Below are 19375 nucleotides of genomic sequence, written 5' to 3'. Positions count from 1 at the left end.
CGGGCGAGCCGATCAGGCCGCTTCGGAGAGGCGTGTCCCGGCGAGGGGCGACGGGTCGGCGAGTGCCGCCGCGTCCAGCGCCGTCCCGCCCTGTTCGATCAGCGCGCGGCGCGGGCATCCGCCGCGGCCGAGAAGCCCCTGGATCGTGCGTACGCAGGAGCCGCAGTCCGTTCCCGCTTTGCTGACCGACGCGATCTGGCGCGGTGTGCAGGCACCGGCGGCAGCGTGCTCCTTGATCTGCCGATCCGTTACGCCGAAGCAGGAACAGACGAACACGCGGCACACCTCCTGACACGGGCGAGGGGGACGGCTAATCGGTAAGGCCAACCTAACCTTACCCGCCGTCCCCCGCACGCAAAAGCCCCGGTTACGGCTGTGGGGCGCGGATCACATTCGATCCGCGCCCCACAGCCGTTCCGTGCTCCTACGGCCTACTGATCGCGGTACATCTCGGCGACCAGGAACGCCAGGTCCAGCGACTGGCTGCGGTTGAGCCGCGGGTCGCAGGCCGTCTCGTAGCGCTGGTGCAGGTCGTCGACGAAGATCTCGTCGCCGCCGCCCACGCACTCGGTGACATCGTCACCGGTCAGCTCGACGTGGATGCCGCCCGGGTGCGTACCGAGGGCCTTGTGCACCTCGAAGAAGCCCTTGACCTCGTCGAGTACGTCGTCGAAGCGACGCGTCTTGTGCCCGGAGGCGGCCTCGTAGGTGTTGCCGTGCATCGGGTCGGTCACCCACGCCACGGCCGCGCCGGACGCCGTGACCTTCTCGACCAGCTCGGGGAGCTTGTCGCGGACCTTGTCGGCACCCATGCGGACGACGAAGGTGAGCCGGCCGGGCTCGCGGTCCGGGTCGAGCTTGTCGACGTAGCTCAGGGCCTCGTCGACCGTGGTCGCCGGGCCGAGCTTCACGCCGATCGGGTTGCGGATCTTCGAGGCGAACTCGATGTGCGCGCCGTCGAGCTGGCGGGTGCGCTCACCGATCCACAGCATGTGGCCCGATACGTCGTACAGGTGGCCCGTACGCGAGTCGACCCTGGTCAGGGCGGTCTCGTAGTCCATGAGCAGCGCTTCGTGCGAGGCGTAGAACTCGACCGTGCGGAACTCCGCGGGGTCGGTCCCGGCCGCCTTCATGAAGTTCAGCGCGTTGTCGATCTCGCGGGCGAGCTGCTCGTAGCGCTGCCCGGAGGGGGAGGACTTCACGAAGTCCTGGTTCCAGGCGTGCACCTGGCGCAGGTCCGCGTAACCGCCGGTGGTGAAGGCGCGCACGAGGTTCAGCGTCGAGGCGGACGCGTGGTACATCCGCTTCAGCCGCTCGGGGTCCGGGATCCGGGCCTTCTCGGTGAACTCGAAGCCGTTGACGGAGTCGCCGCGGTAGGTCGGCAGGGTGACGCCGTCGCGGGTCTCGGTGTTCTTGGAGCGCGGCTTGGAGTACTGGCCGGCGATCCGGCCCACCTTCACGACGGGCACGGAGGCGGCGTACGTCAGAACCGCGCCCATCTGGAGAAGGGTCTTGAGCTTGTTTCGGATGTGGTCGGCGGATACGCCGTCGAATGCCTCGGCGCAGTCGCCGCCCTGCAACAGGAACGCCTCGCCCTTGGCGACGGCTCCCAGTCGGGCGCGCAGCTGGTCGCACTCGCCCGCGAAGACGAGCGGCGGATACGACTCGAGGTCCGCGATCACATCGCGCAGAGCCTCGGCATCGGGGTACTCGGGCTGCTGCGCCGCGGGAAGGTCTCGCCAGGTGTTGCCACCCTCAGGGGTGGTCTTAGCGTTCACGGTCACCCTGACAACATTACGGGGTCAGCCCCCCAGTCCATGCTCTGGCCCACCAGATGAGACAGCACTTTCGGCCAGGGACCGCTCCCCCGCGCTCGGCGCGGCGAGCGCCAGGCCGCGGTGGGTGCGGCGCAGCATGAGGCGGGCCATGAAGGGATGCACCCTGCGTACGACGCCCCAGTAGAGGCGGCCGCGCGTGGTGTCGGCCCCGGCCACCGTGCTCAGCGTCACGTACCGGTCGTCGACCAGGATGGACGCCCGCGCCCGGACGCCCGCCGTGTCGACGTTCATCAGCAACTCGCCGCCCTCGCGTGCCACGACAGGGAAGGCGTCCCGCAGAATGCCCGTCCAGGCGTCCGGATCGCGCGGCATTCCGGGCAGCAGTTCCATCCGGTAGGCGTCCTGGTACACCGGGCGGTCGAGAGCGGTACGGATCAGCCCGGCACGCTCCGGAATGTCCACGGCCGCCGCTCTGGCCCAGTTCAGCCGGTGGAGCAGCCGCACCCACGCCGACCACCGCACGGGGCGCTCCACCCCGCCGGCCGCCGCCCGCTCGATGTTGTCGAAGCACTCCTCGACCACCGTGCCGTGGACCGCTTTCACGACCGCGAGCCACAGCAGGAGCCGGGCGCCCCGCTGGTCCTGCTCCAGTACGTGCCGCACGACGCAGCGCCCGGGCCCGAGCGGCTCCACCGTCATCTCGTGGAACCCGTTGTCGGGCGGCGCGAACGTGAAGCGGACCCGGCGGCCCGGTTCGTACGCCGAGACGCTGTAGCGGACCGGACCGTGGCCACCGGCGGCCCCGACCGCGAGCGGGCCGTCGAAGCGCATGGGCTCCCAGGCCGGTGTGGGAAAGACCGGGTCGTCCGCCGCGGCAAGGCGGTCGAGCAGCGGCCCGACCACCTCCGCGGGGGCCTCGACGGTGCGCTCGTGGACATCGCGGATCGCACTCATGACGAACCTCCATACGCTGGCGTATGGAGCACCATACGGTACCGTACGGACATGGCACAACGGCAGGACAAGAAGCAGGACAAGAAGGAGAAGAAGGCCCGGCTGAGCGCGCGGGACTGGGCGGACGCCGCGCTCACCGCGATCGGTGAGGGCGGCCTCGCGGCGGTCGCCGTGGAACCGCTCGCCGCCCGGCTCGGCACGACCAAGGGCAGCTTCTACTGGCACTTCACCAACCGCGAGGCGCTCATCGAGGCCGCGCTCGCCCGCTGGGCCGAGACCGCGACCGAGGCGGCCATCACCGAGATCGACACCGAGCCCGACCCGGCCTCCCGCATCCGCAGGCTCTTCACCGAGGCCACCGTGTCGGCCATCGACGACCCACTGGAGGTCTCCCTGCTCGCCACCGCCTCGCACCCGCAGGTCGCGGCGGCCCTGAAGCGCGTGACCGAGCGCCGCGTCGAGTACGTGGCCGGGCTCTTCGCCGATCTCGGCTTTTCCGAGCCGGAGGCCCGCCGCCGGGGGCTGCTCGCGTACAGCGTCTACCTGGGACACAGCCAGCTGGGGCACGCCGCCCCTTCCGTACTGCCCGAGGGCGACGAACTCGGCTCGTACCTCGAATCGGCGCTCGACGCGCTGATGCGCCTGCGGCCGGACCCATCGGGAGGCCGATGCCCCGGTGACGTGTGATCGACTCGTGAGACACGCATGACACCGGCCCCGGGGTCCGCTAGGGTGCGGAGCATGTTCGCGCAGACGACTCAGAACTGGTGGTGGACCGCTCATCCGGCGGCCCACTGAACACATCGCGCGCACTGAATCGCGAAGGCCGCCCGAGGGGCGGCCTTTGGTGTTTCCAGGGGCTGTTCCTCTCCACCGGAAGGAACACCACCGATGCTCATCAGCACTCTCCTCGACGACACCCGCCCCTTCGCCCTCCTGCGCCGGCGGACGCCGGGCCGTGACCACGACACCGTCGAGCTGCTGATCGGGGACGTCCACGAGGCCGCGCGCCTGGCCGACATCCCGGCCGGCGCCGACGACCTGCCCGCGCTCGCGCTGGTGCCGTTCCGGCAGATCAGGGAGCGCGGGTTCGACGTGCGCGACGACGGGACACCCCTGAGCGTGCTGGTCGCCGCCGAGACGTACGCGCTGCCGCTCGGCGACGTGCTGGCGCAGCTCCCCGCGCACGACGTCCGCGTCGAGGGCGGGGCCTTCGACATCGCGGACGAGGAGTACGCCGGGATCGTGCGGCGGGTCGTCGAGGACGAGATCGGGCGCGGCGAGGGCGCGAACTTCGTCATCCGCCGGACCTTCGAGGGCAGCGTCCCCGGCTTCTCGCGCGCCGACGCGCTGGCGCTGTTCCGGCGGCTGCTCGCCGGTGAGCGGGGGGCGTACTGGACGTTCGTCGTGCACACCGGGGAGCGCACGCTGGTCGGCGCGAGCCCCGAGGTGCACGTCCGGATGAGCGGCGGGACCGTCGTGATGAACCCGATCAGCGGCACCTACCGCTACCCGGCCCAGGGCCCGAGCACCGAGGGGCTGCTGGACTTCCTCGACGACGGCAAGGAGACGGCCGAGCTCTCGATGGTCGTCGACGAGGAGCTCAAGATGATGTGCACGGTGGGTGACATGGGCGGGGTCGTCGTCGGCCCGCGGCTCAAGGAGATGGCCCATCTCGCACACACCGAGTACGAGCTGCGGGGCCGGACGTCCCTCGACGTGCGCGAGGTGCTGAAGGAGACGATGTTCGCGGCGACCGTCACCGGGTCGCCGGTGCAGAACGCCTGCCGCGTGATCGAGCGCTACGAGACCGGAGGCCGCGGCTACTACGCGGGCGCACTGGCCCTCGTCGGCCGTGACGCGGGCGGCGCCCAGACCCTGGACTCGCCGATCCTGATCCGCACCGCCGACATCGCACCGGACGGCCGGCTGCGGGTGCCGGTCGGGGCGACGCTGGTGCGCGACTCGGACCCGCACAGCGAGGTCGCCGAGACCCATGCCAAGGCGGCGGGGGTGCTGGCGGCGCTGGGGGTGCGTCCCGCGAGGCCGGAGCGCGAGGGCGCGGGGCCGAAGCTCGCGGACGATCCGCGCGTACGGGAGGCGCTCGACGCGCGGCGCGCGTCCCTCGCGCCGTTCTGGCTGCGGATGCAGGAGCGCACGGCGTCCCTGGCCGGGCACGCGCTGGTGATCGACGCGGAGGACACCTTCACGGCGATGCTCGCGCATCTGCTGCGCTCGTCCGGGCTCGACGTGTCCGTACGGCGGTACGACGAGCCGGGCCTGCGGGAGGCCGCGCTCGCGCACGAGGGCCCCGTGGTGCTCGGCCCCGGGCCCGGGGACCCCTCCGACGCGGACGACCCCAAGATGCGGTTCCTGCGCGGACTCACGGTGGAACTGGTGCACGGGCACCGGCACGGGCTGCTCGGGGTCTGCCTGGGGCACGAGCTGCTGGCGGCCGAGCTGGGCCTGGAGACCGTACGCAAGCGGGTGCCGTACCAGGGGGCGCAGACCCGGATCGATCTCTTCGGGCGACCGGAGACCGTCGGTTTCTACAACAGCTTCGTCGCCCGCTGCGGCGAGGACGAGGCGGCGGAGCTGACCGCGCACGGCGTCGAGGTCAGCCGCGACCCGGCCACCGGCGAGGTGCACGCCCTGCGCGGGCCGGGCTTCGCGGGCGTGCAGTTCCACCCGGAGTCGGTGCTGACGCTGCGGGGCACGGCGATCGTGGGCGGACTGCTCGGTCAGCTCACGGCCGGCTCCGCCGGGACCAGGACGTTCTCGCTGCGGCGGCCCGCCGTGTAGTCGAGGACGTTCCCGAGCGTGGCCTCGACGATCTGGCCGACCGCGTCGGCGGTGTAGTACGCCTGGTGCGAGGTGACCAGGACGTTCGGGAGGGTGACGAGCCGGGCCAGGGTGTCGTCGTCGACGACTTCCAGGGACTTGTCCAGGAAGAAGAGCCCGGCCTCCGCCTCGTACACGTCGAGCCCCACGCCGGTGAAGCGGCCCAGGCGCAGTTCACGGACGAGAGCCGCGGTGTCGACGAGACCACCGCGGCTCGAGTTCACGAGGATCGCGTCGTCCTTCATGGCGCGCAGTTCGTCGGCGCCGATGAGACGGTGCGTGGCGGGCATCAGCGGCAGGTGCAGGCTGACCAGGTCGGACTCGGCGAGGAGGCGGTCCTTGTCGACGTACTCCATGCCCAGCCCGACGCAGGCGGGGTTCTGCACGACGTCCCAGCCGAGCAGGTTCATGCCGAAGCCGTGGGCGATGCGGGTGAACGCCTCGCCGATCCTGCCGGTGCCGAGGACACCGGCCGTACGGCCGCGCATGTCACGGCCGAGGAGCCCGTCGAGGCGGAAGTCGAAGTCGCGGGTGCGTCCGGCGGCGCGCACGATGCGGCGGTTGACGGCCATCGCGAGGGTCCAGGCGAACTCGGCGACGGAGTACGGCGAGTAGTACGAGACGCGGGCGACCGTCAGGCCGAGCCGCCCGGCGACGTCGAGGTCGATGTTGTTGAAACCGGTGGAACGCTGGGCGATCATCCTCGTTCCGCCGTCGGCGAGCGCGCGCAGGACACGCGCCCCCAGGTCGGCGTTGACGCTGGTGCTGATGATCTCGTGGCCGGCGGCGATGGGGGCGGTGTCCTCGCTGAGGAAGACATCGAGACAGCGGATCTCGTGGTGACCGGCGAAGGCGTTCTCGATCAGTGGTTTCTCGTCGGACTGCACACCGAATGCCAGGATTTCCACGATGTCTCCCTGGAGGGGCGGAAGCGGAGATATGGGCCGTACCGCACGCACAACGCGGATGCCGCGAATATACGGCCCACGTCTTCGCCCCGCTCAGCCGAAGAAGACCCCGACCTCGGCGTAGAGCTCCGGGTCGACCGTCTTGAGCCGCGCCGTCGCCTCCCTCATCGGCACCCGCACGATGTCCGTTCCGCGGAGCGCGACCATCGTGCCGAAATCACCGTCCCGTACGGCTTCGATCGCGTGCAGTCCGAACCGCGTCGCCAGCCACCGGTCGAAGGCGCTGGGCGTACCGCCGCGCTGGACATGGCCGAGGACCGTCGTCCTGGCCTCCTTGCCGGTGCGCTTCTCGATCTCCTTGGCCAGCCACTCGCCGACGCCCGAGAGCCGCACGTGCCCGAAGGAGTCGAGCGTGCCGTCCTTGAGGATCATCTCGCCGTCCCTGGGCGTCGCGCCCTCCGCGACGACGACGATCGGGGCGTACGACGCCTTGAAGCGGGAGGTGACCCAGTCGCAGACCCGCTCGATGTCGAAGCGCTGCTCGGGGATGAGGATGACGTTCGCGCCGCCCGCCAGACCCGAGTGCAGGGCGATCCAGCCGGCGTGGCGGCCCATCACCTCGACGACGAGGACGCGCATGTGCGATTCGGCGGTGGTGTGGAGGCGGTCGATCGCCTCGGTCGCTATGCCGACGGCGGTGTCGAAGCCGAAGGTGTAGTCGGTGGCGGACAGGTCGTTGTCGATGGTTTTCGGTACGCCGACGCACGGGACGCCGTACTCGTCGGACAGGCGGGTGGCCACGCCGAGGGTGTCTTCGCCGCCTATCACGACGAGCGAGTCGACCCCCAGCTCGGCGAGGTTCTCCTTCACCCGGCGGATGCCGTTCTCGGCCTGGAGCGGATTGGTGCGCGAGGAGCCGAGGATGGTGCCGCCGCGGGGCAGGATGCCGCGGACGGCCGGGATGTCGAGCCGTACGGTGTCGCCTTCGAGCGGTCCGCGCCAGCCGTCGCGGAAGCCGGTGAACTCGTACCCGTACTCCTGCACGCCCTTGCGTACGACGGCGCGGATGACCGCGTTGAGCCCGGGGCAGTCGCCTCCCCCGGTCAGTACTCCGACCCGCATGGAATTGTCCCTTCGCCACATTCGGCTGTGCCGTGTGCGGCCACGCTAGTGGTGACCCAGGTCACAGCGACACGGGGCGGAGGGACAATTCGGGGTCGCACGGGCGGGCGCACTGGGCACACCGGGCGCATCGATCGCGCTAGGCGTCGTCGAGGCCGCGTTCGATCGCGTAGCGGACGAGCTCCACGCGGTTGTGCAGCTGGAGCTTGCCGAGGGTGTTCTGCACGTGGTTCTGGACGGTGCGGTGCGAGATCACCAGGCGCTCGGCGATCTGCTTGTACGAGAGCCCTTTGGCGACCAGCCGCAGCACCTCGGTCTCGCGGTCGGTGAGCTGCGGCACCTTCGGCTCGTTCGACGAGGCCGCGGGCGCCGGGTCGGAAGCCAGCCGGCGGTACTCCCCGAGGACCAGGCCCGCCAGGCCCGGGGTGAAGACCGGATCGCCGGCGGCCGTGCGCCGTACCGCGTCGATGAGCTCGTCGGGCCCCGCGGACTTCAGCAGGTAGCCCGTCGCACCGGACTTCACCGCTTCCAGTACGTCGGCGTGCTCGCCGCTCGCGGACAGCACGAGGACCCGCAGCGACGGGTCGGCGCCGACGAGCTCCTTGCAGACCTGGACGCCGGGCATGCCGGGGAGATTGAGGTCGAGGACGAGGACCTGGGGCCCGACGGCCTGGGCGCGGCGCACCGCCTGCGGTCCGTCGCCCGCCGTGGCGACCACGTCGAATCCCGCGGCTTCGAGGTCGCGGGCGACCGCGTCCCGCCACATCGGGTGGTCGTCGACCACCATCACCCTGATCGTCTGCTGCCGCTCTTCGCTCATCGCGCCTGTCCTGCCTTCCCCCGTGGGACCTTCAGTTCTACTTCCGTGCCCTGCCCCGGCACCGAGATCAGCTCGGCGGTGCCCCCGATGTCCCGCAGCCGCCCGCGGATCGACAGGGCGACACCGAGGCGCCCCTCCCCCTCGGCCTGCGCGAGCCTGCCCTCGGGGATGCCGGGACCGTCGTCCCGCACCGTCACGATCACTTCCTGCGGCCAGTCCTCGACCAGGATCCAGGCCCGGGCGTCTTCCCCCGCGTGCCTGCGGACATTGTCCAGTGCGGCACCGACAGCGGCCGCGAGCTCCCGGGCCGCCGCCGCTTCCAGCAGGACCGGGGCGCCGGGCTCGGCGAAGCTGACCCTGGAACCGGCGTACGGGGCGAGCAGGGAACGCAGATCGCAGGGGCGCCCGTCGCCCGTACCGCCGTCCCCGCCCTCCCCGCCCCCGTCGTCGTCCACCTCGACCGTGCGGACCACCGCGCCCTGCGCGGCGTCCTCCGAGGTGCGCGTCGCCGGCACGAGGCCGCTGGAGACCAGGGTGCGCAGGGCGATCTCCTGCTCCCCGGCCATCCTGCCCAGTTCGGCCGCCTCACCGCCGAGGGCCGCGCCGCGCCGCTGCACCATGGCGAGGACCTGGAGCACGCTGTCGTGGATGTCGCGGGCGAGGCGCTCGCGCTCGCGGGTCGCGGCCTCGATCTCCAGGGCGCGGGCGAGGGTGCGCTCGGAGGCGCGGGCGACCTCGACGACGTAACCGATCGCGATGGAGGCGACCCACACCAGCAGGACGTTGTGGAGGGTGTCCCGGCTGGGGTGGCCGCGCTCGACGATGTTGGCGACGGCGACGAAGGAGGAGGCGAAGGCCGCCCAGCGCCAGCCGCCCTTGATGGCGAACGCGAGGACGGAACCCGCGGTCCATATCGACGGCAGGGTCGAGCCGTCGACCTGCTGCGCGTGGAAGTCGGCGAGCGGGGTGAGCAGGATGCCGGTCAGGGCGACGGCGAGGTCGACGCCGAGGAAGCGCTTGGTGCAGCTCGCGGCGTTCGCCACCTTGGGGAGCGTGACGAGGGTCCAGAGGGACATCACCGCGAGGAAGGCGACGGCCACCCACGGACGCTCGAACTTCTCCCGGGTGAACCCGGCGAGAAGCACCGCGTAGAGCATCGTCAGGACGCGGTAGGCGGTGAGCGCACGCCACAGCGGCTGCTCGACCGACATGCGTACGACCCGCTCGCGCTGGGCCTTGGCCATCATCCCCATCCCCCCGGACGGACGCAGTTACGCGCCGTCCTGTCCCGCCTTCTCCGCTCTGGCGGCCTTCTCCGCGTCGGCGATCCGGCGCTTCGCCGCCGTCGCGTAGATGTCGACGTACTCCTGGCCGGAGAGCTTCATGATCTCGTACATGACCTCGTCGGTCACCGACCGCAGAATGAACCGGTCGCCGTCCATCCCGTGATAGCGGCTGAAGTCCAGCGGCCTGCCGATCCTGATGCCCGGCCGCATCAGCTTGGGCATGACCTTGCCGGGCGGCTGGATCTTCTCGGTGTCGATCATCGCGACCGGGATCACGGGAGCGCCGGTGGCGAGCGCCACGCGCGCGAGGCCGCCCGGTTTGCCGCGGTAGAGACGGCCGTCGGGCGAGCGGGTGCCCTCGGGGTAGATGCCGAAGAGGCCGCCGCCCCTGATGACCTCGATGCCGGCCTTGATCGCCGCCTCGCCCGCGCCGCGCCCGCCCGAGCGGTCCACGGGCAGCTGGCCGACGCCCTTGAAGAAGGCGGCGGTGAGCTTCCCCTTCACACCGGGCGAGGTGAAGTACTCGGCCTTGGCGATGAAGGTGACCTTGCGGTCGAGGACGGCGGGCAGGAAGAAGGAGTCCGAGAAGGACAGGTGGTTGCTCGCGAGGATGGCAGGGCCCTCGGCGGGGATGTTCTCCAGGCCCTCCACCCAGGGCCTGAAGGCAGCCTTCAGTGGCCCTCCGATGGAGAGCTTCATTGCGCCGTAGATCAACCGAGTGCCTTCCCTGTGTCTGTCGACAAGACCATAACCGGTGCCGGGCCTGCGCTCCCCCGCACAAGGCCGCCCGACGGACCTGGTCGGTGTCGGTCCGGTCGCGTACGGTGAAGTACATCTTGCGCACCCCCCTTCGCCGTCCACGACCCATGAACAGGAGACCCCGGTGCCGGTCCTCCCTGGAGCCGAACCGTTCCGCCACGAGGGCGGAGAGGTCGGCGTCCTCCTCTGCCACGGCTTCACCGGTTCCCCGCAGTCGTTGCGCCCCTGGGCCGGCCACCTGGCCGAGCGCGGACTGACCGTCTCCCTTCCGCTGCTGCCCGGTCACGGCACCCGCTGGGAGGACATGCAGCTCACGGGCTGGCAGGACTGGTACGCGGAGGTCGACCGCGAACTGCGCGTGCTGAGCCGGCAGTGCGGCCAGGTCTTCGTCTTCGGGCTCTCCATGGGCGGGGCCCTGGCCCTGCGCCTGGCCGCGAAGCACGGGGACGCGATCAGCGGAATAGCCGTGGTCAACCCGGCGAACAAGGTGCACGGCCTGTCGGCGTACACGCTGCCGGTGACCCGCCATCTCGTACGTACGACGAAGGGGCTGCGCAACGACATCGCCAAGGCGGGGGCGGAGGAGATCGGTTACGACCGCGTTCCGCTGCACGCGGCCCACTCCGTGCGGAACTTCTTCCGGACCGTCGACTCCGAGCTGCCGCAGGTGACCCAGCCGCTGCTGCTCCTGCACAGCCCGCAGGACCATGTGGTGCCGGCGGCCGACTCGGCCCGCATCCTCAGCCGGGTCTCGTCGACGGACGTCACCGAGATCCTGCTGGAACAGAGCTACCACGTCGCGACGTTGGACCATGACGCGGAGCGGATCTTCGACGAGAGCCACGCGTTCATCGGCCGCCTCGCTCCGAGTGTCGGGAAGAAGGGGAGCACCACCGGTGGCTGAGCACGACGCGGAGCCTGCGGGCCGCGAGGAGGAGCGGGAGCCGGACGAGACGGCGGGGTCGGCCGAGGCGCCCACCACCGGGACGCCCGCCGGGACGCCCGCCGGGACGCCCGCCGGGGCATCCGCAGGGACCCCCGTCGACGAGGACGCGGTGTGGGCCGCGATCGTCGCCGGGTACGGCGAGGAGCCGCCGGATCCGCCGGGTGCGAAGCCGTTCAAGCCGATCGAGGACCTCTTCCTGCCGGAGGGCGACCTCAACGGCACCGGCGCCGACCGGCCGGAGAAGCCGCTGGGGAAGGGCCCTGAGGACGGGGCGGGTGCGGGGGTCCGTGCGGGAGCCGGTACCGGGGCCGGTGCGGAGGCCGGTGCGGGGGCCGAGCAGGAGGACGCGGATCCGGATCCGGCCCCGGACAGACCGCTCGGCAGTTCCGTCGTCTTCGCCCCCGGCGTCGGCGGCCCGCGCAACTACTCCTTGGCGGAGCCGGGCGAGGACGACCTCGACGAGAGCGACGAGGGCCACTTCGTCCCGCCGGAGCCGCCCCCGCTGCCGCCCGCCGACACCACGGCCAAGTTCGCCTGGCTCGCGGTCCTCGGCGGCCCGCTGCTGCTGCTCGGCGCCGTGCTGTTCCGGTGGGACATGACGTGGTGGCTGACGACACTCGGCGTAGGCGGCTTCCTCGGCGGTTTCGCCACGCTGGTGGCGCGGATGGCGCACGGCGACGACGAGGACGGCGACGACCCCGGCCGCGGCGCGGTCGTTTAGGGGCTTTCCCCGGCCCCGGCCTCGGTACCCGACGGCCGGACGGGCTCAGTTCGAGCCCGTCCGGCCGTCGGGGGCAGCCGGAACCCGCAGCGCCGCCAGCACCGGGAGGTGGTCCGTGGCCGCCCGCACGTCCGCCTCCGCAAGACCCGACGGGACGCCGCAGCCCAGGACCTCGATCCCCGGTGTCGCGAAGACCGCGTCGATGCGCTGGTGCGGGTTCTCCGGGGTCGAGGTGAATTCCCCGCCCCACGGCTTCACCGCCCAGCAGTCCTGGAGCTCACCCGCCAGCCGGCGGAAAGTCCGCCCGTCCGGCCGGTCGTTGAGGTCGCCGCCCACGACCGCGTGCTCCACGCCCATCTCCTCGACGCGGTCGAGCAGCATCCCGCCCTGCGCGTACCGCTCCTCGCGCTGGAGGCTGAGGTGGCAGCTCAGTACGCCGAACCTGGCGCCCCCGATCCGTACCACCGCCGTCGCGAACCCCCGCTGGTGCAGCCCCGGCGTACGCGGCAGCAGTACGTCCTCCGTACGCTCCACCGTCACGCGCAGCGAGCACAGCAGCAGCGGCCCCGAAGCGGTGGCTCCGCCGCCGAGCACCACCAGACCGCTGTGGGCGGCGAGCCACGCCGCGCGCTTGCGCCAGCGGAAGAACCTCGGAGCCTCCTGCACAAGGACGAGGTCGGGCTCACAGGCGCCGATCACCCGGGCCAGCGCCTCGCGGTCGTCGCGCATGGAGCGGATGTTGTAGCTGAGGACACGGATCACGGCCGAACCGTCCGGCTCGGTACGGGAAGCGGGCAGCGTGCTCGTCGCGGTCGTACTCGTCGCCATGCGGATCAAGATACGGAAATGCCCGCCGCGCCCCAAGAGGGCACAGCGGGCACCCCGCCCGCGTACGGGCGGCACGTGCGTGCGGGCGTCAGCCCTGGCGGGCCAGGTCCGCCGCCCCGACGAGGCCGGCCTTGCCGCCCAGCTGCGCCGCGAGCACCTGCGCGTGCGGACGCCACTGGCCGCCGATGAGCCAGCGCCGGAAGGACTTGCGGATCGGGTCGAGGACGAGCTCGCCCTCGTCCGAGACACCGCCGCCGACGATGAACGCCGACGGGTCGAAGAGCGAGGCCAGGTCGGCCAGGCCCGCGCCCGCCCAGCGGGCGAGCTCGCGGAAGGAGTCGACGGCCACCGGGCAGCCCTGCCGGGCGGCCTCGCTGACGTGCTTGCCCTCGATGCCCTCGACCGTGCCGTCGCCCAGGGCGAGGAGGATCCGGGCGTTCTCGGGAGTGGCGTTGGCGCGCTGCCTGGCGTACCTGACGAGGGCCCGCCCGGACGCGTACTGCTCCCAGCAGCCCTGGTTGCCGCAGCCGCACAGCAGGCCGTCGGGGACGACCCGGACGTGACCGAACTCGGCGGCCACGCCGAAGCGTCCCCGGCGCAGCTTGTTGCCGATGATGATGCCGCCGCCGAGACCGGTGCCCAGGGTGATGCAGATGACGTCCTCGTGGCCCTGGCCGGCACCGAACTTGTACTCGCCCCAGGCCGCCGCGTTCGCGTCGTTCTCGACGACGACCGGCAGACCGACGCGCTGCTCGACCTTGTCCTTCAGCGGCTCGTGCCGCCAGTCGATGTTCGGCGCGAAGAGAACGGTGGCGCGCTTGTCGTCCACGTACCCGGCGGCGCCGATGCCGACCGCCTCGATCTGGTGGCCCTTGCCCGCCTCCGATACGGCCGCGCAGATCGCGTCGACGATGCCTTCGGCAGTCGACGGCGTGGACACCTTGTGGGTGTCGAGAATGGCGCCCTCTTCGTCGACCACGCCTGCCGCGATCTTCGTGCCGCCGATGTCGACGCCGATGGTGAGTCCCATGTGTCCCTCAGTTTTCGGTCGAGCCCCGCTAGGGCAACCGTACCCGAGGCGCAGCTCAGTCCAGGTCGATGTGAGTGCTCGACGAGGGGCCTTCGGGGCCGTCCTCGCCGTCGGCGCCCCCGGCGCCGTCCTTCTCGCGCCCCGTCGGCTGCGACGGGCCGCGGGTCCAGCGGCTCTCCTGGCCCTGGACGGCGGAGCGGTAGGCGGCGAGCAGCTCGTTGCCGGCCGCGGCCAGGTGGTCGAAGACCTCCGGGTTGCGCTCGATGACCGGCTCGACGGCGGACTTCGCCTGGTCGATGAGCTGGCTGACGGCGCCCTGCGCGGCCATGCCGGGCAGGACCGACTGGAGGGAGGCGACCTTGTCGGCGACGGCGTCGACGAGCTTGCGCAGCTCCTCGGCGGCGGACCCCGGCTGCGCCCCGCCGTCCTGGGCGCGGCGGCGGGCCCTCTCGGCGGCGAGGTCCTCGGCGCACGCCTTCGCCCACGCGTCGGCGTCAGGGGCCTCGGCGGGCTCGGGGGAGGGACCCTCGGTGGCATCGCTCATGGCGGACTCCTGCGGCAGGGGGCGGTTCGTACCGTACGTACGCCTCGTACCACTGACGTTACCCGAACGGCGGCAGGCGGTTCACTCGGTCTGCGGCCACAGCCGGGGGTCCGGGGTGAACCGCACCTTCAGCACGCCGTCCGCCAGGCCCGCGCCCGAGACGTCGCAGCGGCGCAGGGCGGGGGGCAGCGGCAGGATCCGGCGGAACGGGCCCGCGTCGAGGACGAGTTCGTCGCCCCGGCGGACCAGGCCGATCTCTTCCTTCACGGCGCCGGGCAGCGGCAGGTGCCATACGAGGACCCCGCCGTCGCCGTCGGCGCGCCGGTCCTCCACGGGCCAGGGCTCGTCCGCGCCCTCGCGCCCCGGCCCGACCGCGAGCGCCCCGTCCCCGGCCAGCGCGTCGAGGTCGTCGAGGCCGCGCGGGTCACGGCCGAGGTGGCGCACCTCGTGGACCGGTGCCACGGGCCGCCACCGGTCGTACCACTCGGCCAGGCACTTCTGCTGCTGGGCGGCGAGCGTCGCGAGCCAGGTGTCCGGGGAGTCCTGCGGCAGGGTCCGGTTCGCCGTGACCGCCTCGGCGCCGAGGCCGAAGAGGGCCAGTCCGGTGCGGGCGGTGCGCAGGGCGTCGGCTCCGGCGGGCCCGGGCTCGGCGACCAGCCGCACCGTCGTGCCGGGGGCGTCGAGCAGGGCCTGGACGGCGGCCAGTTCCGCGTCCCAGCGGGCGGCCGTCTCGTACAGCCACTGCGCGGGCATCGGGACACCGGCGAGCTGGGCGAGCATGGGCCGCAGCGCGCGGGCCGCCTGCCGCTCGGGCGGCAGCAGCCGGCGCAGGTAGCGGCGCAGCTGTTCGGGGAGCGCGAGGACGGCGAGGGCCGAGGGCAGGGGCGGCAGGTCGACCACCACCAGGTCGTACGTTCCCGAAAGGCCCCCGGGGCCCTCGGCGCCGTCACCGGCCTCGGCACAGGCCCGCAGGGCGCGCAGGAGGGCGAACTGCTCGCCGCCCGGGAGTTCGGTCAGTTCCTCGGCGGCCAGCCGGTTCGCGCCGAGCAGATCGAGCATGGCGGCCGCGCGCTCCTGGAGCGCCAGGAGCTCCGCGCGGAAGTGGGCGCCGGAGTCGAGCCGGGCGGCCCAGAGCCCCGGGGCCGCCTCGACGGGCGCGGGGCCGGTCGCCGTGCCCAGGGCCGCGCCCAGGGTGTCCGTCGCGTCGGTGGAGAGGACGAGGACTTTTCCCCCGGCTCTCGGCCGCGTTCGAGCGGGGGAGAGCCTGTCCCCGCCGCGTGCCGCCGCGAGGGCGGTCGCCGCGGCGATGGTGGTGCGGCCCGCGCCGCCGGTGCCGGTGACGAGGACCGTACGCATGCAGGACATCAGCCCTTCGGCTGGCTCGGGTGGCTCTCGACGCGCTTCTTCAGACCGGCCAGGGCGCGGTCGATGATGACCTTCTCGGCCTTGCGCTTGATCATGCCGAGCATCGGGATCTTGACGTCGACGGTCAGCCGGTAGGTGACCTCGGTGCGGCCGCCGTCCAGCGGGGCGAGGCGGTACGAACCGTCCAGGGCGCGCAGCATCTGGGACTTGACCAGCGTCCAGCTGACCTCGTCGCCACCGGTCCAGGTGTACGCGAGGGTGTGGTCGTCCTTGATCGCGCCGGCGTCCAGGAGCAGGCGCACCCGCTCGGCGCGGCCCTCGGCGTCGGTGGCCAGGACCTCGGCCTCCTTCACCTCGCCGGTCCACTCGGGGTAGCGGGCGAAGTCGGCGATCACGCCCATCACGTCGGCCGGCGCCGCCTCGATCGTGATGCTCGAGCTGGTGTGTTCCGCCATCGCTGTGGCTCCTCCAGTGCGGTTCCGGTCAGGGGGCAGGGATTTCGGGGGCATGTCCGCGTGAAGGCTACCGCGACCGGCCGGGGGGCCCGTCACCGCTGCGGGCTCACCACTCCAGCGCCCAGGGGCGGCCGGTGGACGCGAAGTGACCGACGTTCACGCATTCCGTCACGCCGACGCGCATGCGCCGGGCCAGCGGCTGGTGGACGTGGCCGAAGAGCGCGTACCGGGGGCGGGTACGGCGGATCGCGTCGAGCAGGGCCCGGCTGCCGCGCTCGAACCGGCGGGCGACGGTGTCGTACACGAGCTCGGGGACCTCGGGCGGGATGTGCGAGCACAGCACGTCCACCTCGCCCAGCGCCTCGACCTTGGCGGCGTACTCCTCGTCGTCGATCTCGTAGGGCGTGCGCATCGGCGTCCTGAGGCCGCCGCCGACGAAGCCGAAGACGCGGCCGCCGATCTCGACGCGCTCGCCGTCGAGGACGGTGGTGCCGGGCCGGGCGTACTCGGACCACAGCTGCGGCATGTCGACATTGCCGTAGGTGGCGTACGTCGGGGCGGGGAACGCCGCGAAGAGTTCGGCGTACTGCTTACGCACCGCCTCTTCGGTGGCGGCCGCCCGGTCGATGCCCGCCCACAGCCTGCGGCCGAGCTCGCGGGCCTCCTCGAAGCGGCGGGCGGTGCGCAGCGCGACGATCAGGTCCGCGTTCTCCGTGCCGAACAGGTCGGGGAAGATACCGCGCGAGTGATCGGCGTAGTCGAGGAAGAGCACCAGGTCACCGAGGCAGACGAGCGCGTCGGCGCCGTCTCCCGCCCTGGCCAGGTCCCTGGCGTTCCCGTGTACGTCGCTGACCACATGGACTCGCATGACGATCACCCTAGGACGCCCGCCCGGGACTGGGTAGAGGGGGTCGGACCTGCGGTTACTTCCGGGTTGCCGCCGGATTGGACTAGTCTGCGCGGAGCACCGCCACAGCGTGTGACGCAGCGAACATCTGGCCTTACCCCCCTATCGGGAACCGGATACTGGTGGGTAACGTCCGGGCAGTCCAAACGTGCTCACCCCACTGAGCACCTGCCCGGTCTTGGACCGCAGCCGACGCGCACACCGACGTGGCGCCGGCGCCCGATGAGGAGCAGCAGTCTTGCGCGAGTTCAGCCTTCCGGCCCTGTACGAGGTCCCCTCGGACGGCAACCTGACAGATCTCATCCGCCGCAACGCCACGCAGCACCCGGACGTGGCGGTCATGAGCCGCAAGACCGGGGGCGCCTGGACCGACGTCAGCGCCACCGAGTTCCTCGCCGAGGTCCGCGCCGCCGCCAAGGGCCTGATCGCGGCCGGCGTGAGGCCGGGCGACCGGGTCGCCCTGATGTCCCGCACCCGCTACGAGTGGGTGCAGCTGGACTTCGCGATCTGGAGCGCGGGCGCGGTGACCGTGCCGGTGTACGAGACCAGCTCCGCCGAGCAGGTGCAGTGGATCCTGGGCGACTCCGGCGCGGTCGCCGTGATCGTCGAGAGCGGGGCGCACGCCGCCGCCGTCGAGTCCGTACGCGACCGGCTGCCCGCCCTGGAGCACGTCTGGCAGATCGACGAGGGCGCCGTGGAGGGCCTGTGCGCCTCGGGCGCCGGGGTCACGGACGAGACGGTCGACGAGCGCAGCGCGAGCGCCAAGGCGGACGACCCGGCCACGATCGTCTACACCTCCGGCACCACCGGCCGCCCCAAGGGCTGCGTACTCACGCACCGCAGCTTCTTCGCGGAGTGCGGCAACGTCGTCGAGCGCCTGAAGCCGCTGTTCCGTACGGGCGAGTGCTCCGTCCTGCTCTTCCTGCCGGCCGCGCACGTCTTCGGCCGGCTGGTCGAGGTGGCGTCGGTGATGGCGCCGATCAAGCTCGGCTGCGTACCGGACATCAAGAACCTCACCGACGAACTCGCCTCCTTCCGGCCGACGATGGTCCTCGGTGTGCCGCGCGTCTTCGAGAAGGTCTACAACTCGGCGCGCGCCAAGGCGCAGGCGGACGGCAAGGGCAAGATCTTCGACAAGGCCGCGGACACCGCGATCGCCTACAGCCGCGCGATCGGCACCCCGCAGGGCCCGTCCTTCGGCCTGAAGCTCAAGCACAAGGTCTTCGACAAGCTGGTCTACAGCAAGCTGCGCGCGGTGCTCGGCGGCCGCGGCGAGTACGCGATCTCCGGCGGCGCCCCGCTGGGCGAGCGTCTCGGCCACTTCTTCCGCGGCATCGGCTTCACCGTCCTGGAGGGCTACGGCCTGACGGAGTCGTGCGCGGCCACCGCCTTCAACCCGTGGAACCGGCAGAAGATCGGTACGGTCGGCCAGCCGCTGCCGGGTTCGGTCGTGCGCATAGCGGACGACGGCGAGGTGCTGCTCCACGGCGAGCACCTCTTCTCCGGCTACTGGAACAACGAGAGCGCCACTGTCGAGGCGCTGACCGACGGCTGGTTCCACACCGGCGACATCGGCACGCTGGACGAGGACGGCTACCTCGCGATCACCGGCCGCAAGAAGGAGATCATCGTCACGGCGGGCGGCAAGAACGTCGCCCCCGCGGTGATCGAGGACCGCATCCGGGCGCACGCGCTGGTCGCGGAGTGCATGGTGGTGGGTGACGGGCGGCCGTTCGTGGGCGCGCTGGTCACCCTCGACGAGGAGTTCCTCGGCCGCTGGGCCGCCGAGAACGGCAAACCGGCCGGTTCGACCGCGTCGGCGCTGCGCGAGGACCCCGAGCTGCTCGCGGTCGTCCAGCAGGCGGTCGACGACGGCAACGCGGCGGTGTCGAAGGCGGAGTCGGTGCGCAAGTTCCGCGTGCTGGCGTCCCAGTTCACCGAAGAGGCCGGTCACATCACGCCGTCGCTCAAGCTGAAGCGCAATGTGGTGGCGAAGGACTTCGCCGACGAGATCGAGGCGCTCTACCGGGGCTGACCGGTTCCTGTGCACGGCAGCGGCCCCCCGGACGGACCGGGGGGCCGCTCCGCTTCCCCGCCAGGCCCGTGCGGGC

At 72.0% G+C, this 19375-nt stretch carries 20 protein-coding genes; 6 read left to right on the top strand and 14 right to left on the bottom strand.

What is annotated here, in order from left to right:
- Window positions 1-12 precede the first annotated feature (12 nt).
- From ACWDZ4_RS10420 to ACWDZ4_RS10410, 3 genes are all read right to left on the bottom strand, one after another.
- Window positions 13-285, bottom strand: coding sequence for a (2Fe-2S)-binding protein (locus ACWDZ4_RS10420; RefSeq protein ID WP_451507997.1), 273 nt, complete (start codon window positions 283-285; stop codon window positions 13-15).
- Between the two features lie 146 nt (window positions 286-431).
- Window positions 432-1784, bottom strand: coding sequence for a class II 3-deoxy-7-phosphoheptulonate synthase (locus ACWDZ4_RS10415; protein ID WP_451507996.1), 1353 nt, complete (start codon window positions 1782-1784; stop codon window positions 432-434).
- Window positions 1785-1802: 18 nt separating this feature from the next.
- Window positions 1803-2732: a DUF2867 domain-containing protein gene (locus tag ACWDZ4_RS10410; protein WP_451507995.1), complete on the bottom strand. Its 930-nt coding sequence runs from the start codon at window positions 2730-2732 to the stop codon at window positions 1803-1805.
- A gap of 51 nt (window positions 2733-2783) precedes the next feature.
- On the opposite strand from ACWDZ4_RS10410, the gene ACWDZ4_RS10405 reads away from it, so the two are divergent.
- The 3 genes from ACWDZ4_RS10405 to ACWDZ4_RS10395 all read left to right on the top strand — a co-directional run bounded on the left by ACWDZ4_RS10405 (window position 2784) and on the right by ACWDZ4_RS10395 (window position 5534).
- A complete protein-coding gene (locus ACWDZ4_RS10405) occupies window positions 2784-3419 on the top strand; it encodes a TetR/AcrR family transcriptional regulator (protein WP_451507994.1) in 636 nt (211 codons plus the stop codon).
- A gap of 18 nt (window positions 3420-3437) precedes the next feature.
- On the top strand, window positions 3438-3530 hold the full coding sequence (locus ACWDZ4_RS10400; protein WP_451507993.1) for a trp operon leader peptide: 93 nt from the start codon (window positions 3438-3440) through the stop codon (window positions 3528-3530).
- A 93-nt stretch (window positions 3531-3623) separates the two neighbouring features.
- The gene (locus tag ACWDZ4_RS10395; protein WP_451507992.1) at window positions 3624-5534 is read left to right on the top strand and encodes an anthranilate synthase family protein; all 1911 of its coding nucleotides are present in this window, start codon (window positions 3624-3626) and stop codon (window positions 5532-5534) included.
- Here ACWDZ4_RS10395 and ACWDZ4_RS10390 read toward each other — a convergent pair.
- The 5 genes from ACWDZ4_RS10390 to ACWDZ4_RS10370 all read right to left on the bottom strand — a co-directional run bounded on the left by ACWDZ4_RS10390 (window position 5474) and on the right by ACWDZ4_RS10370 (window position 10423).
- Window positions 5474-6481, bottom strand: a complete 1008-nt coding sequence (locus ACWDZ4_RS10390; protein ID WP_451507991.1) for a 2-hydroxyacid dehydrogenase — start codon at window positions 6479-6481, stop codon at window positions 5474-5476. The two genes, ACWDZ4_RS10395 and ACWDZ4_RS10390, sit on opposite strands and share 61 nt — an antisense overlap.
- A 93-nt stretch (window positions 6482-6574) precedes the next feature.
- Window positions 6575-7603 (bottom strand): 6-phosphofructokinase, encoded by a 1029-nt coding sequence (locus ACWDZ4_RS10385; protein WP_451507990.1) that lies wholly within the window; start codon window positions 7601-7603, stop codon window positions 6575-6577.
- A 139-nt stretch (window positions 7604-7742) separates the two neighbouring features.
- The gene (locus ACWDZ4_RS10380; RefSeq protein ID WP_451507989.1) at window positions 7743-8423 is read right to left on the bottom strand and encodes a response regulator; all 681 of its coding nucleotides are present in this window, start codon (window positions 8421-8423) and stop codon (window positions 7743-7745) included.
- Entirely contained in the window at window positions 8420-9676 is a 1257-nt protein-coding gene (macS, locus tag ACWDZ4_RS10375) for a MacS family sensor histidine kinase (protein WP_451507988.1), read from the bottom strand. Before macS ends, ACWDZ4_RS10380 begins: the two co-directional genes overlap by 4 nt.
- A gap of 18 nt (window positions 9677-9694) precedes the next feature.
- Window positions 9695-10423 carry a lysophospholipid acyltransferase family protein gene (locus ACWDZ4_RS10370; RefSeq protein WP_451507987.1) on the bottom strand — a complete coding sequence of 243 codons (729 nt, stop codon included), beginning with the start codon at window positions 10421-10423 and terminating at the stop codon, window positions 9695-9697.
- Between the two features lie 169 nt (window positions 10424-10592).
- Between ACWDZ4_RS10370 and ACWDZ4_RS10365 the strand changes: the two genes are divergently transcribed.
- A complete protein-coding gene (locus ACWDZ4_RS10365) occupies window positions 10593-11372 on the top strand; it encodes an alpha/beta hydrolase (RefSeq protein ID WP_451507986.1) in 780 nt (259 codons plus the stop codon).
- Entirely contained in the window at window positions 11365-12135 is a 771-nt protein-coding gene (locus ACWDZ4_RS10360) for a hypothetical protein (protein ID WP_451507985.1), read from the top strand. Before ACWDZ4_RS10365 ends, ACWDZ4_RS10360 begins: the two co-directional genes overlap by 8 nt.
- A gap of 45 nt (window positions 12136-12180) precedes the next feature.
- Here the strand turns inward: ACWDZ4_RS10360 and ACWDZ4_RS10355 are convergent, their stop codons facing one another.
- From ACWDZ4_RS10355 to ACWDZ4_RS10330, 6 genes are all read right to left on the bottom strand, one after another.
- Window positions 12181-12963: an endonuclease/exonuclease/phosphatase family protein gene (locus ACWDZ4_RS10355; protein WP_451507984.1), complete on the bottom strand. Its 783-nt coding sequence runs from the start codon at window positions 12961-12963 to the stop codon at window positions 12181-12183.
- Between the two features lie 88 nt (window positions 12964-13051).
- Window positions 13052-13993, bottom strand: a complete 942-nt coding sequence (locus tag ACWDZ4_RS10350) for an ROK family glucokinase (RefSeq protein ID WP_451507983.1) — start codon at window positions 13991-13993, stop codon at window positions 13052-13054.
- 55 nt (window positions 13994-14048) lie between these two features.
- Window positions 14049-14537 carry a DUF5304 domain-containing protein gene (locus tag ACWDZ4_RS10345; protein WP_451507982.1) on the bottom strand — a complete coding sequence of 163 codons (489 nt, stop codon included), beginning with the start codon at window positions 14535-14537 and terminating at the stop codon, window positions 14049-14051.
- A gap of 81 nt (window positions 14538-14618) precedes the next feature.
- Entirely contained in the window at window positions 14619-15893 is a 1275-nt protein-coding gene (locus ACWDZ4_RS10340; protein ID WP_451507981.1) for an ArsA family ATPase, read from the bottom strand.
- Window positions 15894-15901: 8 nt separating this feature from the next.
- Window positions 15902-16357, bottom strand: a complete 456-nt coding sequence (locus ACWDZ4_RS10335) for an SRPBCC family protein (protein WP_451507980.1) — start codon at window positions 16355-16357, stop codon at window positions 15902-15904.
- Between the two features lie 106 nt (window positions 16358-16463).
- On the bottom strand, window positions 16464-17213 hold the full coding sequence (locus tag ACWDZ4_RS10330) for a metallophosphoesterase family protein (RefSeq protein ID WP_451508037.1): 750 nt from the start codon (window positions 17211-17213) through the stop codon (window positions 16464-16466).
- Window positions 17214-17502: 289 nt separating this feature from the next.
- On the opposite strand from ACWDZ4_RS10330, the gene ACWDZ4_RS10325 reads away from it, so the two are divergent.
- A complete protein-coding gene (locus ACWDZ4_RS10325) occupies window positions 17503-19299 on the top strand; it encodes an AMP-dependent synthetase/ligase (RefSeq protein ID WP_451507979.1) in 1797 nt (598 codons plus the stop codon).
- Window positions 19300-19375: the final 76 nt, after the last annotated feature.

Source organism: Streptomyces sp. NPDC003016, assembly GCF_053591455.1.
This window is presented reverse-complemented; position numbering and strand designations above follow the sequence as displayed.

Bases quoted from the DNA above. Each gene is read 5' to 3' on its own strand.
- ACWDZ4_RS10400 (WP_451507993.1), top strand. From the start codon at position 3,438: ATGACACCGGCCCCGGGGTCCGCTAGGGTGCGGAGCATGTTCGCGCAG.
- ACWDZ4_RS10350 (WP_451507983.1), bottom strand. From the start codon at position 13,993: ATGGGACTCACCATCGGCGTCGACATCGGCGGCACGAAGATCGCGGCA.
- ACWDZ4_RS10380 (WP_451507989.1), bottom strand. From the start codon at position 8,423: ATGAGCGAAGAGCGGCAGCAGACGATCAGGGTGATGGTGGTCGACGAC.
- ACWDZ4_RS10405 (WP_451507994.1), top strand. From the start codon at position 2,784: ATGGCACAACGGCAGGACAAGAAGCAGGACAAGAAGGAGAAGAAGGCC.
- ACWDZ4_RS10385 (WP_451507990.1), bottom strand. From the start codon at position 7,603: ATGCGGGTCGGAGTACTGACCGGGGGAGGCGACTGCCCCGGGCTCAAC.
- ACWDZ4_RS10335 (WP_451507980.1), bottom strand. From the start codon at position 16,357: ATGGCGGAACACACCAGCTCGAGCATCACGATCGAGGCGGCGCCGGCC.
- ACWDZ4_RS10340 (WP_451507981.1), bottom strand. From the start codon at position 15,893: ATGCGTACGGTCCTCGTCACCGGCACCGGCGGCGCGGGCCGCACCACC.
- ACWDZ4_RS10355 (WP_451507984.1), bottom strand. From the start codon at position 12,963: ATGGCGACGAGTACGACCGCGACGAGCACGCTGCCCGCTTCCCGTACC.
- macS (WP_451507988.1), bottom strand. From the start codon at position 9,676: ATGGGGATGATGGCCAAGGCCCAGCGCGAGCGGGTCGTACGCATGTCG.
- ACWDZ4_RS10410 (WP_451507995.1), bottom strand. From the start codon at position 2,732: ATGAGTGCGATCCGCGATGTCCACGAGCGCACCGTCGAGGCCCCCGCG.
- ACWDZ4_RS10395 (WP_451507992.1), top strand. From the start codon at position 3,624: ATGCTCATCAGCACTCTCCTCGACGACACCCGCCCCTTCGCCCTCCTG.
- ACWDZ4_RS10345 (WP_451507982.1), bottom strand. From the start codon at position 14,537: ATGAGCGATGCCACCGAGGGTCCCTCCCCCGAGCCCGCCGAGGCCCCT.